Source organism: Pseudomonas sp. SWI44, from assembly GCF_002947915.1.
GTDB classification, from domain to species: domain Bacteria; phylum Pseudomonadota; class Gammaproteobacteria; order Pseudomonadales; family Pseudomonadaceae; genus Aquipseudomonas; species Aquipseudomonas taiwanensis.
Genome location: NZ_CP026674.1, coordinates 5,698,397 through 5,713,619, shown reverse-complemented (window position 1 = coordinate 5,713,619; position 15,223 = coordinate 5,698,397). Strand labels below are relative to the sequence as shown.

Sequence of the window (15,223 nt, the reverse complement as noted above, 5' to 3'; positions counted from 1 at the left end):
CGACTACAGGGTGGTGTGACCTTGCGAGGCTAGCGCAGGTGGGAGGCGTTATGCTGGCACCCTGGGCGGAGGCTTGCGACACTACGCCCGACGCGAAGCATTCCACATGTTCAGCCTTTGGAGCCCCCCATGATCAAAACCGGTGATCTGCTGCCTGAAGCGACCCTCCATGAGTACAGCGAGGGGCACAATGCCTGTCCGATAGGCCCGCAGGCGTTTTCGCTGCACGCGCGCTGCGCAGGCAAACGGGTGGTGATCTTCGGCTTGCCTGGTGCGTTCACTCCAACCTGTTCGCAGCGCCATGTGCCCGGATACCTGGCGGCAGCCCCGGAGCTGTTTGCCCAGGGCGTGGACGAAATCCTCTGTGTGGCGGTGAACGATGCCTTCGTGATGAACGCCTGGGGCAAGACCTTCCCGGTGCAAGGCGAGGTGGCCATGATCGCGGACGGCAACTGCGCCTTCACCGATGCCTTGGGGCTCGCCCAGGACAGCTCGGCCCGGGGAATGGGCCGCCGTTCGCAGCGCTATGCCTTGCTGGCCGATAACCTGGTGGTTCGACGCATCGAGGTTGATGCACCGGGCAAGCTGGACGTCAGCGACGCGCAGCGCATGTTGGATTTCCTACGCGACCAGGACGGGGCCTGACTACCGCGCCATGGTTTGAACCTCACACCGGCCCCGCCAGCCGCTCGGTCCATAACACGAAGCGGTCCTTGCCGGTGTGCTTGGCTTCGTACAACGCCTGGTCCGCTTTGATCAGGGCCCTGGTCAAGGTGTCGCCGTCCATCACTTGGGCGAGCCCTATGCTGATGGTGACCGGGTGCGCGCCGAGATCTTCTCGCACCCTCTGGCAGAGCTTGTCGACCTGCTGCTCGGCGCCATGTTGGTCCAGGCCCTGGAAGAAAATGGCGAACTCTTCGCCGCCGAGCCTGGCGTACTCGAAGGGACCCATTGAGCTCTTGATATGGGTGGCCACGCGCTTGAGTACCTCGTCGCCGATGTCATGGCCGTACAGATCGTTCACCTTCTTGAAGTTGTCGATGTCGATCATCGCCAGGTACTGGCCGGGCTTGGCCGATTGCAGTTGCCGTTGCGCCTTGGCCATGAACGAGCGGCGGTTTGGGATGTCGGTGAGCACATCGATGTAAGCCTGGTCGAGCAGCACTTTGGACATGTAGAAGTTGTGCAGCTTGGCCTGGCGGATGCGCAGGTAGCTGTAGATCACCAGGCCACTGAGAAACACCGCATAGCTCAGCAGCATCGCGGCTTCCAGGTCGTCGAGGTCGATGTTGGTGCCATAGAAGGGGTTGAGCATTGCCCAGGTGATCGCCATGGCGCAGAAGAATGACCAGCGCCGTACCGGCAGTACCGAGGCGCTGTACAGCACGGTGGATGTACCCAGTACCAGCCATACCGGGCGCAGGGCGATCGGGATGCCATCGATGACCAGGCGCATGCCAAGGGTGATGACTGCGATGAACAGCAGGTTGAGCACATCGAAGTGGTGGCTTTTACGGGTGAAGCCAAGGATCACGGTCAGGCTGCCCATCACGGCGAGGAACAACCCGGATAGCCAGGTGAAGTCCTGATTGCCCAGGTAGCTGACAATCAGGTCGAAGATCAGCCAGATGGCAATGCTGACGCAGAAGATCAGCTGGCAGAAGCGGCGCATGGCCTCGTATTCGTGTTGGCGGAATTCGGCGCGTATGGCGGCGGGCGCGACCTGTTTGCGCACATGTTCTTCGATGGTTCTCAGCATCAAGTAATCCTTTGAGGACTGCTCTGGTCAGCACCGGCTTATCGTCGGCGATAAGGCCGCAGCCAACGACTCAATTCTGTGGCAAGACACCCCGTGCCCAAGGTCGGTAACGCAACGCGAACACCGCTTCGGCATGGCAACCGGCGGTCAGCCCAGGCTGCATCGGCTCGGCGCGGAACGTCTGTCCCGCAGCGCTGACCTGACGGAACGCTTCACGCACCACGCCCACCCGGCACGGCAGCGCCTGTTCATAGCCCTGGCGCACCAGTGCAGGCAACCGTGCGGTGCCAGCGCCATCCTGCCACCAGACCTTCAAGCCTAGCCCGGCCAGTTGATCCAGCCACGCGGCGTTGACCCTTGGTGCAAGCGTGCCGGCGCTGAAGGCGCTGATGTGCAGCGGCTTGTCTAGCTTGCGATTGAATGCTTGCAGCTGGCTGTACAGCGCCTCGCGCCGGGCGGCATCACGAAAGTGGTGGTCATCGAGTTCCATGGGCAGGTACCAGCCCGCCACCGGCAGGTCCCAGTGCTGGCGAAGGGTGTTGTATTGACTCAGCGAGCGACCTAGCTGCGCTTTCCAGTAGCTGCCCAGCCCCTCGCCATCGAGCGCGTCCAGACGCTGGTAGTAGGCCGGGTCCATGTACAGGCCAAGTACCAGTTCCAGACCTTGGGCATGGGCTTCGCGCAGGCTGCCAGCCAGCCAGCCCTGGGCGCCGCCAAACTCGCTGGTGCCGTAGGCGCTCCATTGCACGATCAGTGTCTTGCCGCCTTGCGCAACGGTGGCGTGCCACAGCTGCCGCCATTGCTCAGGGGACACAGCGGCATCGCGGTCCAGCGGTTGGTAGAACAGGCGCTGGTCGGCCGCCACGGGCAGGCACAGTGCGAGCAGGCAGACTGCCAGGATCGTTCGCATCAGAAAGTCATCTCCGCACCAAGCAGCACGCCGTTGGCGCGCTCGTACAGGTTGCCGCCCAACGACTGCTGGTACTCGGCGCGCACCTTCAGCGAGCCGCGGTAAGCGTTGTAGCGGTCGTCGTCGAACCACCACTGCCAGCGCACGCCGACGCCGGTACGCAAGTCCTGACGCCAGTCGTTGCTTGGGTCCTGGCTGGAAAACTCAAGGAAGCCGTAGGGCATGATCGTCTGCGGGGACGTACCCGGCAGTTTCCAGGCGTGGCCCTGCTGAAAACGTGATAACCAGGCATGGTCGCCCGCGCGGGTCCACCAGGCGGCATCGAGGTAAAGGAAGCGCTCGTTCCAGTCGTCCTCGTCCACCCGCCAATCGTTGCGCCAGTCGCCTTGGTCGAGGAACGAGGCTGTAGCGCGCAACAACAGGTCGTTACTGGATTCGGCGTGGCTGCGCAAGTCGCCCCAGTTGCTGCCGACCTTGCTGGGGCTGAGCAGCTCGCCCAGGCTCAGGCCGCGGTAGTGGTCGTCATCGATCTGGCGCTGATGGTACAGCTCGGCATAGAGGTTGAGGTTGGCCCGGCCAAAGGGTTTGTAGCGCAGGCCGATGCCGGTGCCCATGCTCTGGGCATACTCATTGCGACTCTGGCCACCGAACAGCACTCGACCATAGACCGACAACGTACTGCCATTGCGGCTGGGTTCTTCACCTAGCGCGTGGTCCCACATGGCCAGTTGCACGTTCTGCGACTGGGCCTTGCGCGAGGTGCCGCTACGTACGCCGTTGTCCAGGAAGCGGTCGTTGGTCGAGGTACCGGCTGGCGACCAGGTGCTGGCCAGGGTGATGGTGTCGCGCCGTGACAGGGTTTCATGGGCGCGGCGCTGGCGGTACATGCGCGCTTCAAGGCTACCGTACGCATCATCGCCGTCGACCAGATTCTGCTCCACGTCGATGACGCGGCGCAGCTCGCGCCGCGCGGAGGCACTGTCCTCCACCTCGTCATAGCGTAGCGCCAGGGTTTCGCCAAGGCGGTAGTCCTCGGGAAAATCGCGGGTCGCCTGCTCCAGGTAGGGGATGGACTGACGCCGTTGAGCCTTGTCGCTGGCGCTGGCCAAGCGCATGCCATAGTCGGCCCGGTAGCGAGGTTGGGCAGGATCCAGGCGCACGGCTTCGGCAAGCCATGCCGTGCTCTGCGCGGTGTCACCGGCGCGTTGCGCGGTATTGGAGGCCGCATAGTAGTGGTCGGCCCGTGGGCTGTGCGCCAGTGCCTGACGCTGGAAGTCCAGGGCTGTCTGGAGGTCGCCCTGTCGCTGGGCGATGGCGGCGCCCAGGGCCCAGTCGTCGGCGCTGGTGTGGGCGGCGGCGTCCCAGTAGCGTCGGGCGGTCTCGGCATCTCCGGCGTTGAGCGCACCTTGCGCGGCGGTGAGGCGGGCGTTGTCGCTCCAGGCATCGCTTGGCAGGCTGCGCCAGATCGGCAAGGCAGACTCGGAGTCGCCAGCGGCTTCCAGGGCATAGGCCAGCGGCAGGCGGCTGGAGCCGGGATCCAGGCGTTCGGCGGCCTGGTAGTAGACCACGGCTTCGCCAGGTTGGTCAGGCATGGCACAGCGCCCCAGCGCGCGGTACTGGCCTGCTTCGCTAGGGTTGGCGGGAATGGCTTGGCGCACTGCATCGCACTGGCCGGCTTCGGCCAATCTACTCAGCAGTTGAGCGCGGGTATGGCTGTCGACCCTCGGGACCAGGGCAAGTACGCGCCGGGTATCGAGCGGGGCGTCGCTGCGTGCATAGAGGTTGCCCAGGCGCTGCAGCAGGGAAGGTGTCAGTCGGCCTTGGCGGCGGTCGAAGGCCTGCTCGATCAGTTGGCGGGCGCGTGAATGCTGGCCTTGCTCCATCAGCAAGAAAGTGACTTGTTCGAGCGCGGCAAGATCGCCGCTTTGCCGGTAGCGACTTTCCCATTCGCCAGCGGTGCGTGGCTGCGGCGGTTGAGGAGGGTCGCCATACAGGCGCTGCTTGAGCACGGCGTAGGCGCGGGCGTCGGTGCTCGGGGTGCAGTCCTTGAACTGTTCACGGGCAAGGTCCGGGTCGCGGCGCGACAGCCAGTCGACCGTATCCAGGCAGGGGCGTTGCAGTTCGTTGCTCAAGCGCCGAACCAGCGCGGCATCGTCGCCACCACGTGCCAGTTCCCACAATTGTTGGCGCTGCTGTGGTTGTTGCAGTTGTTCGGTGGGCAAGCTCTGCAGCCAACGTTGAGCCTGTTCGTTATGGCCCACGGCAATGGCCCGGTTGGCCATGGCCAGGCGGGCCTGATTGGCGGCTTGCGGCGATGGGGCGCTATCCAGCAACCGCGTCAGGCCTTTTTCATCCAGTTGCTGCACGTAGGCATTGGCCAGCCGTTGCCAGTCCTTGGCCGGCAGTTTGCCTTGTTCGGCCAGCGGCTCCAGTTGTTCGATGGTCTCTTTCCAGTTGCGCAGCTGCTCGGCGAAGTTGGCGCGCACCAGGCGCATGACCTGGCCGTCCTCTCTTGGCGGCAGTTGGTTCAGCCAGTCCAATGCCCGGGCCGCACCGCCGAACTTGGCCAGGCTCAAGCTGTAGGCCTGCCACAAACGCACGCGTTGATTGCCGTCGGTGGTGGCCAGCCAACGTTCTACCTGGCTCGCCGGTGGCGGGTCTTGCTCGATCCAGGTCAGGCGAAGCTCCATCACAGCGTCGGCGAACTCGGGGCTGTCGCTCAGCGTCTGGGCAAGGGATTCGGCTTCCTTGTAGCGGCGCTGGTGGGCCAAGGCCTCCACCAGCAGGGCGCGAGCCTCGTCATTGTTGGGTACACGCTTGAGCACATGCCGGGTCAGGCGTTCCACTTCGACCCAATTGTCCTTCTTCGCTTCGCGGTAGCTGCGCTCCATGAAGGGGTAGCTGGTAAAACGCTGGAACTCGGTCATGGGCGCGGCCAGGACGGGCACGGCGGTGGTGCACAGCAACAGGCCGATAGAGAGGGTAACGCGCGGCTTCATACCACCTCCCGCGTCAGGTCAAAGGCGGCCTGCTGTTCGCTGGCCTGTTCGGCAAGGGCCTGTTGCAGCACCTCCTCGGTGATGATGCCGCGGGCGATCAAGTGCTCGCCGAGGCTTTGCATCTGTGGGTCGAAGTCGATCAACGCCTGGTTGAACAGGGTGACCGGGACCATGCCACGCACCTGCAGTAGTGTGCCCAGCATCACCTGATGCTGACTGACCCGCTCTAGCAGGTCGGTATCGTCCTGGTGGCGCTCCAGCACCTGCAGCATCTCGTGGACCTCGGGCTCTTGCCAGCGGCTTGGGTAGTGATAGCGAAGGCCCAAGGTAACCCGGCCCTGTGGGGCCAGGCGGCATTTGACTGGACGCTTGAGTTGGCGACTGATGACGCCGAGCGATACCTGGCTGACCGGGCTTTCGCTGGCCAGGATCAGGGTGTCGCCGTCTTCGGCTACTGGCAGGACACCATAGTGCGTTGCCAGCTTGCGGGGCAGCTTGGCGATCAGTTGCCGATCGAGCTTGAACGGGTTCAGCGGTGCCCAGGGCAGGTCCAGCTGCTCGGCCAGGGCTTCGACCAGTTGTTCGCTGTTGATCCAGCCGCGCAGCAGCAGCTCGCGGCCAAGGCGGCGACGTACCGGGCTGGTGATGGCTTGTTGCAGTTGTTCCTCGCTGATCAGCCCTTTGGCTACCAGGCGCTGACCCAATGGAGTACGTGCCGGCGAGGTGAGGGCGGGGAACTCATGGGTGGTCTTGTCCCAGGCGACGCGCCGCGAGTCACCCATTTCCATGACCTGGCGCAAGGCGCGCAGGTTGGCAAAGAAGTTGACGAAGTTGCTCCACATCATCCGGGGCGCTGACAGCAGCCCCTCGCCGATGCCGTAGTAACGGGTGACGAACCAGCCACGCTGGAACAAGCGGTTGAGCAGCATGAACCCGTTGAGCCAGAGCAGTGTCGAGAGCAGCCAGCTGTCTCCCAGAATCGACATGAAACGCCAGGAATCGGGGGCGATCACCGTCACCAGCCACATCGCCAGCAGCACCAGGAACAGTAAGTTGACCAGGAAGCTGAGCAGGTAGGCGAACAGCCCGCGGCGGTCGCGCCAGAGGAAGTAGTTAAGCGCGCCCTTGCGGCTCCAGCCCAGGTTGCTGGTGCCCTGGAACACGATACCGACGATCCACCGAGATTTCTGGCGGATGGCATGCTGCCAGTCACGAGGAAAGTGCTCGCGCACGCAGATGACCTGGGAAAACTCGCGGCTCATGCCCACGCGCCAGTCGTGTTTGAGCGCAAGCGCCGGGTCGGTGATCGAGTAGCGGGCGAAGATGCACTTCATGCCCTTTTGCTTCAGGCGAAAGCCGATGTCGTAGTCTTCGGTGAGGCTCTGCACGTCGAAGGCGATGCCGTCACCGTCTTCGAGCAGGGCGCTGATGGCCCGGCGGCTGAAACAGGTCCCGACCCCGGCACTGGGCACCTGGCCGGTCAGTGCCTCGCGCACGATCACATCCTTGCCATGGTTCTCGGCGAACTCGTCCACATAGTGCCCGGCGGTGAAGCCTTTCCACTCCGGTGCGTAGGGGTACACCGGGATCTGGATCATGTCCTTGTTCGGCAGCAGGTAGTTGAACAGGCGCAGTTCCATGGGCGAGATCACGTCCTCGGCATCATGCAGGATGAAGCCGGCGAACTCGATGCGTGCATCGTCCTGGAACCTGAGGATGGCGTCGATGATGTTGTTCAGGCAGTCAGCCTTGCTGGTCGGGCCGGGGCGGGCACAGACCACCTTGTGGACGTTGGGATAGTGCAGGCAAACGGCATCGACATCGGCCTGGGTCTGCGGGTCGTTGGGGTAGGTGCCGACGAAGATCTGGTAGTTCTCGTAGTCGATGGTCGAGGCGGCCAGGCGGGCCATTTCACCCACCACACCGACTTCGTTCCAGGCCGGGACCATGATCGCCAGCGGTTTTTCCGGCACTTCGTACAGGCGTTTTTCGTCGGCTTTTTCGTATTTGTCATAGATCCGGAAGCGGCGGATCAGTTTTCGGCACCAATAGCAGAGGTCGATGAACAAGTCGTCCAGGCCCAGCAGAAACATCAGTGTCGCCAGGATGATGGCGAGGATTTTCAGGCCGAACAGCACATAAGTGAGGAAGTCGATGAAAGCCAGGCTCATGCGTCATCTCGTTTAACGGCGGTGGCGTCCAGCCAGTCGCTCAGGCGATCGGCGATCTTCTCGCTGGCGTGACCATCACCAAAGGGGGTGAAGACCCTGGCCATCTTGCTGTACGCCTCGGGGTCGTCGAGCAGTTGGCTGGTCTCCTTGACGATGCGTTCGGTCAGGGTACCGACCAGCTTGACCGTGCCGCCTTCGAGCACCGAGGGTCGCTCGGTCACCTTGCGCAGCACCAGCACCGGCTTGCCCAGCGCGGGCGCCTCTTCCTGCACGCCCCCGGAGTCGGTGAGGATCAGGTAGGCACGGTTCATCAGCCAGACGAAGTGCTGGTAGTCCTGGGGGGCAACCAGGTGAACGTTCTCGCGGCCCGACAGCACGCCATACACGGCTTTTTGCACCTGTGGGTTGAGGTGCACCGGGTAGACGAATTGCACGTCCGGGTAACGCAGCGCCAGTTCGGCCAGGGCCAGGCAAATACGCTCGAAGCCCGCGCCGAAGTTTTCACGGCGGTGGCCGGTGACAAGGACCATGCGCTGATCGTCGCGCAACTTGCCGAGCGGCGAGTCGGCAGCAGGGCGCCAGTGGCTGCGCGTCAGGTGTTCGCGCATCCAGAGCAGGGCGTCGATGACCGTGTTGCCGGTCACCTCGATGTGCTCCAACGGCACACCCTCGTGCAGCAGGTTGTCACGAGCCTTGGTGGTGGGTGCGAAATGCAGGTCGGCGATCACCCCGGTCAAACGTCGGTTGGCTTCCTCCGGCCAGGGTTGCTGGAGGTTGCCGGTGCGCAGCCCGGCTTCGACATGACCGATGGGGATGTGCCGGTGGAACGCTGCCAGGGCGGCGATGAAACTGGTGGTGGTGTCGCCATGGACCAGCACGATCTTGGGTTGTACCTGCTCGTAGGCTTTGTCGATCTTGTCGAGCAGATCGCGTGCCAGCCCGTTGAGGGTCTGGTTCTGGGTCATGACCTTGAGGTCCTGGTCGACGGTCAGACCGAAGGCGGTGAGCACCTGTTCAAGCATTTCCCGGTGCTGGCCGGTGGAGCAGATGTGCAGGTCGAGCGCCGGGCAATCGCGCAGTACGCGTGCCAACGGTGCCATTTTGATCGCTTCAGGGCGGGTACCGAATACCATCATGACGGTTTTGGACATCGTCGTGCTCCTCGTCCGATTCCATGTCCGAAGTTGTACGATTGCGTCGCGCTTGCAGGATTTAGATACAAGCAGGGGAACCAGAGCTTGTCCAATCCGGCAGGCGCGCTGAATGTGCACGTTGAACATGCCCGTCAACCGGCGTACCGTTCGCTTTCGCGTGACTCAGGAGCCCCACATGCAAGGCAAGGCCCGCAAGGTCGTTCAGGCCATCCTTTACGAAATCATCGCCGTGGCGTGCGTGGCGCCGGCGTTGTCGTTGATGTTCGATGCAGGCATGGCCCATTCGACGGTGCTTTCAGTGCTGATGTCGGGCATCGCCATGAGCTGGAACATGGGCTTCAACTGGGCCTTCGAGCGTTGGGAGGCGCGTCAGCGCCAGCGCACCCGCACGTTGTGGCGGCGGTTCCTGCATGCGCTGGGCTTCGAGGGCGGACTGGTGTTGATACTGTTGCCACTGGTGGCGTACTGGATGGACATCAGCTTGTGGGCGGCGTTGCTCACCAACCTGGCACTGTTCGTGTTCTTCTTCGTGTACGCGTTCGTGTTCCAGTGGGGCTTCGACAAAGTGTTCGATGTGCCGGTCTCGGCGCAAGAAGCAAAGTGTTGACTTCCTGCTTAGCGGCGGGATAACTTCCCTACCCATGAACACATTCCCGCACGCCAACGCCATTATTATTACCGCCATTATCAGTTTGGCGGGCTAGCGCGTACGTGCACCGAACCCGCCCTGGAGGCGGGTTTTTTCTCTCTGACTCCTGGGCAACGTGAAAACAACCAGGAGTCATCGATGACCAACCTCAGTGTCAGCCCGCGTCCCCTCGTCACCCCCCAGCAACTGCTGTCGGAACAGGTTCGGCGCATTCTCGCCGCGCCGGTGTACGACCTGGCGATCGAGACTCCCTTGCAAGTCGCTCCGGCGTTGTCGGCAAGCCTGGGCAACCAGGTGCTGCTCAAGCGCGAAGACCTGCAACCGACGTTCTCGTTCAAGATCCGCGGTGCCTACACCCGCCTGTCACGCTTGAGCACGGCGCAGCGTGAGCGCGGGGTGATCACTGCATCGGCTGGCAACCACGCCCAGGGTGTCGCGTTGGCGGCGGCGCACCTGGGGATCAAAGCGACCATCGTCATGCCCACTACCACCCCGTCGCTGAAGGTCGAAGGCGTGCGCTCCCGTGGCGGCCATGTGGTGTTGCACGGCGAGAGTTTCCCCCACGCGTTGGCCCATGCCCTGAAGCTGGCGGACGATGAGGGGGCGACCTTCGTGCCTCCGTTCGACGACCCGGATGTCATTTCCGGGCAGGGCACCGTTGCGATGGAGATCCTGCGCCAGCACCCAGGTGCGCTGCACGCGATCTTCGTGCCGGTTGGCGGCGGCGGACTGGTGGCGGGCATTGCCGCATACGTGAAGTACCTGCGCCCCGAGGTCAAGGTCATCGGTGTCGAACCGGAGGATTCCAATTGCCTGCAGGCTGCCATGGCCGCCGGTGAACGGGTGATTCTGCCCCAGGTCGGTACTTTCGCCGACGGCGTGGCGGTGGCGCAGATCGGCGCGCATTGCTTCGAGTTGTGCCGTCACTTCGTCGATGAGGTGGTCACCGTCAGCAGCGACGAGCTGTGCGCGGCGATCAAGGACATCTACGACGACACCCGTTCGATCACCGAGCCTTCCGGCGCCCTGGCCGTGGCGGGCATCAAGAAATACGTAGCCCGTGAAGGCGTGCAGGGTAAGGCTCTGGTTGCCATCGACTCGGGCGCCAACGTCAATTTCGACCGCCTGCGCCATGTCGCCGAGCGCGCCGAACTGGGCGAGCAGCGCGAGGCGATCATCGCCGTGACCATCCCTGAGCAGCCAGGCAGCTTCCGCGCCTTCTGCCAGGCGCTGGGCAAGCGGCAGATCACCGAGTTCAACTACCGCTATTATCCAGGCAAGGAAGCGCGGCTGTTCGTGGGCGTTCAGACGCACCCGCTGCATGATCCGCGCGAGCAACTGCTGAACCATTTGCGCGAACAGGGCTACAACGTACTCGACCTGACCGACAACGAACTGGCCAAGTTGCACGTTCGTCACACCGTCGGCGGCCACGCGGCACCAGGCGCCAATGAGCGGGTGCTGCGCTTCGAGTTCCCCGAGCGGCCGGGGGCCTTGCTGGGCTTCCTGGAGCGTCTGGGCAAGCGCTGGAACATCAGTTTGTTCCATTACCGCAACCACGGAGCAGCCGAGGCCCGGGTGTTTGCGGCGTTGGAAGTGCCGGACGACGAGCAGGGCAGCTTGCCGCAGGCGTTGGACGAGATGGGCTATCGGTATTGGGACGAGACGGATAACCCGGCGTATCGGTTGTTTCTTGGGTGATTCCGGGGAGGTAGGGGCGGTGAAGTGGCGGTCTTGTGTTAGGAGGTGATGCGTAGATCGAGCGCCGCCCGCGCGGCGCATCGCGAGCAAGGCTCGCTCCTACGTCGGTTTCGGGCCAATGAATCTGTGGGATATGCGCGCGAACGCTTTAGAGCACGGCGCAATATGGGGTCGTACAAACCAGGCGGACGCGCGCGCCTGTCACTGACGTTACTGGCCCGCAACAAACGTAGGAGCGAGCCTTGCTCGCGATGCGCCGCGCGGGCGGCGCTCGATCTCACCAGCGCCGCCAAGCATCCACCCCCCAAAAAAGCACTTCAGCGCTCCCGCATGAAGAACCCCGCCACATACTTGCGGAAGGTCTCCAAGCTCTTGAAGTCGGCGTAGCGTTTGAAATGTTCGGTCTCAGGCTCTGGCCCCAGCGGCTTTTCCAGCAACGATACCGACAACACGCGATCCTGGTCCGACGTGAGCACCAACTCGTCCATCACCTGGCCACCAATCACCGGTCTGCGCATCTGCACCTTCACGCCCTTGCTGGCCATCCAGTCGATCAACGACACCAGCGCCTTGAGCGGCTCGCGCTCTTCGTCACGGTACACCGGGAACAGGTGAGCTCGCGACAGCACCGGCACGCTGGCCACGTGAATCAGCTCATAGAAATGGCTGCCGGCCGTGGTCGGCGAGTAGAGCGCCAACGCCAGCAACGGCCCGGATGCGCGGCTGCCGCCCCAGTACAGGTGGTGGCCCTGGAAGTCGAAGCCGTCCTCGTTGCGGTTGTTGAACAGCTTGCGCCCCTTGATCTGGTCGACGCAGTCGAGTATCAGCCCATGGCGGCGGTGGTTGCCGAACACCGTCGCTTCGCGCAGCCTGGCCTTGAGCATCATCATGTGCTTCATGTCCAGGCGGGTTTCCAGGTAATTGCTGGCTGGCACCCGCGCCAGCAATGGGTAGCGACCGGCCACGCCACGCAGCTCGGCGAACTGCCCGGTAAGGTCCTTCTTCAGGTGCGAGGCATACAGATTGAGGCCGCTGGTCTCCATCCAGGTCAGCAGCAGCGACAGCAAGCGCTGCTGTTCGCGTCGCTCGCTGGTTTCAATGCCATCGCCAGCCTTCTGGAAGTCACCGATCAGACGCAGTGGTGTATCGGGCGCAAGCCAGGCAACCGGCGAACTGGGCGCTTGCTCGTCCTCGCTGTCTTCGCGCTCATCCTTGCTGAACGGGCAGCCGGGAGCATGTTCCGCAGTGCCGGGGTTGTTCTTTAGAAACAGCGTGCCAGTGTTGCCGTTGAGCGTGACATTGAGCACGGGCAGGGCGTCCTTGCGGCAGTCGCATGCCAGCCACTGGTTGGCGCTGCGCACTTTCATCAGCCACTGGTTAGCCTGCAGTAGGCGTGGGCCGGCGAGTGTGCCGTTGGCGAAGCCGACCAGCAGCTCCTCTTCAGCGGGCGTGAGGCTGCGCACCAGCGCGGCGGTCTTGTCGATGATTCGCATTGAGCAGCTCCAAGCTACGAGCCCCAAGCTTCAAGCAAAGCCGCGCGGGTTTCAACTTCAAGCGTGAGGCAAGCTGCCTGGCGCTCAGTTGCCGCCGAACATTTTCGCGGCGCGTGCGCGTATCTCCTCGACGCTGAGGTCTTCCTTGTGGGTTGAGATGAACCAGAGGTTGCCGAACGGGTCTTTCAAGGTGCCGCTGCGGTCGCCATAGAACTGGTCTTGTAGCGGATGCAGTTGGGTGGCGCCAGCGGCAATTGCCTGGGCATAGACGCTGTCGCAGTCCGCGACGTACAGGTGCAGGCCAACGGCGGGTGCACTGATGGTTTGGCTGGCCTTGAGGCTGCCTTCCATGTCGCAAGGGTCGGCGAGCATCAACGACGAGTCGCCGATCTTCAGCTCGGCATGGCCGACACGGCCATCCGGGCCATCGAGGCGAAACATCTCGATGGCGCCGAAGGCTTTCTTGTAAAACTCGATGGCCTTGCTCGCATCCTTGATACCCAGATAGGGGGTGATGCTGTGCTGGCCTTCGGGGATGGGTTTGACTGTCATTTTTCATCGCTCCTTTGACGTGGATGCCGGAAGACCCGGCGAGCGAGCCTCCCAACGTTACCTACTGCATAGAGTCGTTTGCGCGCTTGAAAAATCGACAGGGTGGTTAGAACAAATTCCTATAAACGTTATACCGCCAGCCTGAACTGGCGGCTGCAAGACATCAGAAGATGTAGTCAGTGGTCAGGAAACTCGACTGACGGTTACGGATGATCTCGCTGATCAATGCTTTGTTGGCCTCCTGGAACTTGGTCGCCACCAGGGTCCGAATCGAGAACACCCTCAGGGCATCGTGTACGGACAAGGTGCCCTCGGCGCTGTTCTTGCGGCCATTGAACGGATACGTGTCAGGCCCTCGCTGGCACTGTGCATTGATGTTGATGCGGCCTACCTGGTTGGCGAAGGTGTCGACCAGGTTGCCAATGGTCTGCGGGTCGTTACCGAATAGACTCAGTTGCTGGCCGTAGTCGGAGTCGAGCACATAGTCGACCACCGTCTGCAGGTCGCGGTAGGGCACCACCGGCACCAGCGGGCCGAACTGCTCCTCATGGTAGACACGCATGCTCGGTGCCACCGGGTAGAGCAGGGCGGGGTAGAAGAACGAGCCTCGGCTTTGCCCACCCCCTTCGTTGAGCACCCGCGCGCCTTTGGCAATGGCATCGGCTACCAGGCCGTCGAGGTAGTCGACCTTGCCCTGCTCGGGCAGCGGGGTCAGCGCTACACCCGGCGCCCATGGCATGCCCGGCTTGAGGGTAGCGAGCTTGCGTTGGAACTTGTCGAGGAAGGCATCGACCACATCCTCGTGCACGAACAGGATCTTCAGCGCCGTGCAGCGCTGACCATTGAACGACAGGGCGCCGGTGACGGCTTCTTCCACCGCGTTGTCCAGGTCAACCTCGGGCAACACGATGCCGGGGTTCTTGGCGTCCAGGCCCAGGGCGGCACGCAGGCGGTGCGGGCGCGGGTGAAGCTTCTTCAAGTCACTCGCCGCCTTGTGGGTGCCGATGAAGGCGAACACGTCGATGTCGCCACTGGCCATCAGGGCACTGACGGTCTCGCGGCCACGGCCATAGATGACGTTGATGACACCTGGCGGGAAACTGTCGCGGAAGGCTTCGAGCAACGGACGAATCAACAGAACGCCGAACTTGGCCGGTTTGAACACCACGGTGTTGCCCATGATCAGTGCCGGGATCAACGTGGTGAAGGTTTCATTGAGTGGGTAGTTGTATGGCCCCATGCACAGTGCCACGCCCAGCGGCGCTCGGCGGATCTGGCCGAGGGTGCCCTGTTCCAGCTCGAAACGGCTGGAGCGGCGGTCGAGGTCCTTGAGGGCGTTGATGGTGTCGACGATGTAGTCGCAGGTGCGGTCGAACTCTTTTTCCGAGTCCTTGAGATTCTTGCCGATTTCCCACATCAGTAGCTTGACCACTGCCTGGCGTTGCTCAAGCATGCGGGCCAGGAAGGTTTCAACGTGCTGGATGCGCTCTGCCACGCGCATCGTCGGCCAGGCACCGCGGCCCTTGTCGTAGGCCTGCACCGCGGCATCGAGGGCGGTGAGTGCGGTATCGGCATCGAGCAGCGGCGCACTGCCGAGGATGACTTGGCGCTCTGTATCGCTTTCCTTGATCCAGACCGGGCTGCGGACGGTGGCCAGGGGGCCGTCCCAGCGCTTCAACTCGCCATTGACGAGGTATTCGCGCTGTTCCAGCGGCGCTCCCAGGCGCCACGCTTCGGGGATGTCATCGGCAGTGGGAAACAGCGAATCGAGCAGACGGTCCATGGGTACTGCACCTCACATATTTGGCAGGGTGAAACGCTTCAGCACCTGAGCA

Annotated in this window: 11 protein-coding genes; 3 read left to right on the top strand and 8 right to left on the bottom strand. The window is 63.0% G+C overall.

Annotated elements, in window-relative coordinates:
• Nucleotides 1-129 precede the first annotated feature (129 nt).
• Complete coding sequence (locus tag C4Q26_RS26835) at nucleotides 130-645, top strand: peroxiredoxin (RefSeq protein WP_104883971.1); 516 nt, start codon at nucleotides 130-132, stop codon at nucleotides 643-645.
• A 22-nt stretch (nucleotides 646-667) separates the two neighbouring features.
• Here the strand turns inward: C4Q26_RS26835 and C4Q26_RS26830 are convergent, their stop codons facing one another.
• The 5 genes from C4Q26_RS26830 to wecB all read right to left on the bottom strand — a co-directional run bounded on the left by C4Q26_RS26830 (nucleotide 668) and on the right by wecB (nucleotide 8,990).
• The gene (locus tag C4Q26_RS26830) at nucleotides 668-1,759 is read right to left on the bottom strand and encodes a diguanylate cyclase (protein ID WP_023380447.1); all 1,092 of its coding nucleotides are present in this window, start codon (nucleotides 1,757-1,759) and stop codon (nucleotides 668-670) included.
• Between the two features lie 70 nt (nucleotides 1,760-1,829).
• Entirely contained in the window at nucleotides 1,830-2,669 is an 840-nt protein-coding gene (locus C4Q26_RS26825; RefSeq protein WP_023380448.1) for a DUF4434 family protein, read from the bottom strand.
• Nucleotides 2,669-5,668, bottom strand: a complete 3,000-nt coding sequence (locus tag C4Q26_RS26820) for a phage receptor (protein WP_104883970.1) — start codon at nucleotides 5,666-5,668, stop codon at nucleotides 2,669-2,671. Before C4Q26_RS26820 ends, C4Q26_RS26825 begins: the two co-directional genes overlap by 1 nt.
• On the bottom strand, nucleotides 5,665-7,839 hold the full coding sequence (gene nrfB, locus C4Q26_RS26815; RefSeq protein WP_104883969.1) for a cyclic di-3',5'-guanylate-activated glycosyltransferase NrfB: 2,175 nt from the start codon (nucleotides 7,837-7,839) through the stop codon (nucleotides 5,665-5,667). Before nrfB ends, C4Q26_RS26820 begins: the two co-directional genes overlap by 4 nt.
• Nucleotides 7,836-8,990: a non-hydrolyzing UDP-N-acetylglucosamine 2-epimerase gene (wecB, locus tag C4Q26_RS26810; RefSeq protein WP_023380451.1), complete on the bottom strand. Its 1,155-nt coding sequence runs from the start codon at nucleotides 8,988-8,990 to the stop codon at nucleotides 7,836-7,838. The genes nrfB and wecB overlap by 4 nt, the downstream gene beginning before the upstream one ends.
• Before the next feature lie 178 nt (nucleotides 8,991-9,168).
• Here wecB and C4Q26_RS26805 point away from each other — a divergent pair, with 178 nt between their 5' ends.
• On the top strand, nucleotides 9,169-9,600 hold the full coding sequence (locus tag C4Q26_RS26805; RefSeq protein WP_023380452.1) for a PACE efflux transporter: 432 nt from the start codon (nucleotides 9,169-9,171) through the stop codon (nucleotides 9,598-9,600).
• A gap of 180 nt (nucleotides 9,601-9,780) precedes the next feature.
• Complete coding sequence (ilvA, locus tag C4Q26_RS26800; RefSeq protein ID WP_027907586.1) at nucleotides 9,781-11,343, top strand: threonine ammonia-lyase, biosynthetic; 1,563 nt, start codon at nucleotides 9,781-9,783, stop codon at nucleotides 11,341-11,343.
• A 317-nt stretch (nucleotides 11,344-11,660) separates the two neighbouring features.
• On the opposite strand, the gene C4Q26_RS26795 is transcribed toward ilvA, so the two are convergent.
• From C4Q26_RS26795 to C4Q26_RS26785, 3 genes are all read right to left on the bottom strand, one after another.
• Nucleotides 11,661-12,836: a hypothetical protein gene (locus C4Q26_RS26795; RefSeq protein WP_104883968.1), complete on the bottom strand. Its 1,176-nt coding sequence runs from the start codon at nucleotides 12,834-12,836 to the stop codon at nucleotides 11,661-11,663.
• A gap of 84 nt (nucleotides 12,837-12,920) precedes the next feature.
• Complete coding sequence (locus C4Q26_RS26790) at nucleotides 12,921-13,388, bottom strand: VOC family protein (RefSeq protein ID WP_023380455.1); 468 nt, start codon at nucleotides 13,386-13,388, stop codon at nucleotides 12,921-12,923.
• 163 nt (nucleotides 13,389-13,551) lie between these two features.
• On the bottom strand, nucleotides 13,552-15,171 hold the full coding sequence (locus C4Q26_RS26785; RefSeq protein ID WP_104881811.1) for an NADP-dependent glyceraldehyde-3-phosphate dehydrogenase: 1,620 nt from the start codon (nucleotides 15,169-15,171) through the stop codon (nucleotides 13,552-13,554).
• Nucleotides 15,172-15,223: the final 52 nt, after the last annotated feature.

Bases quoted from the DNA above. Each gene is read 5' to 3' on its own strand.
- C4Q26_RS26835 (WP_104883971.1), top strand. From the start codon at position 130: ATGATCAAAACCGGTGATCTGCTGCCTGAAGCGACCCTCCATGAGTAC.
- C4Q26_RS26830 (WP_023380447.1), bottom strand. From the start codon at position 1,759: ATGCTGAGAACCATCGAAGAACATGTGCGCAAACAGGTCGCGCCCGCC.
- C4Q26_RS26825 (WP_023380448.1), bottom strand. From the start codon at position 2,669: ATGCGAACGATCCTGGCAGTCTGCCTGCTCGCACTGTGCCTGCCCGTG.
- C4Q26_RS26820 (WP_104883970.1), bottom strand. From the start codon at position 5,668: ATGAAGCCGCGCGTTACCCTCTCTATCGGCCTGTTGCTGTGCACCACC.
- nrfB (WP_104883969.1), bottom strand. From the start codon at position 7,839: ATGAGCCTGGCTTTCATCGACTTCCTCACTTATGTGCTGTTCGGCCTG.
- wecB (WP_023380451.1), bottom strand. From the start codon at position 8,990: ATGTCCAAAACCGTCATGATGGTATTCGGTACCCGCCCTGAAGCGATC.
- C4Q26_RS26805 (WP_023380452.1), top strand. From the start codon at position 9,169: ATGCAAGGCAAGGCCCGCAAGGTCGTTCAGGCCATCCTTTACGAAATC.
- ilvA (WP_027907586.1), top strand. From the start codon at position 9,781: ATGACCAACCTCAGTGTCAGCCCGCGTCCCCTCGTCACCCCCCAGCAA.
- C4Q26_RS26795 (WP_104883968.1), bottom strand. From the start codon at position 12,836: ATGCGAATCATCGACAAGACCGCCGCGCTGGTGCGCAGCCTCACGCCC.
- C4Q26_RS26790 (WP_023380455.1), bottom strand. From the start codon at position 13,388: ATGACAGTCAAACCCATCCCCGAAGGCCAGCACAGCATCACCCCCTAT.
- C4Q26_RS26785 (WP_104881811.1), bottom strand. From the start codon at position 15,171: ATGGACCGTCTGCTCGATTCGCTGTTTCCCACTGCCGATGACATCCCC.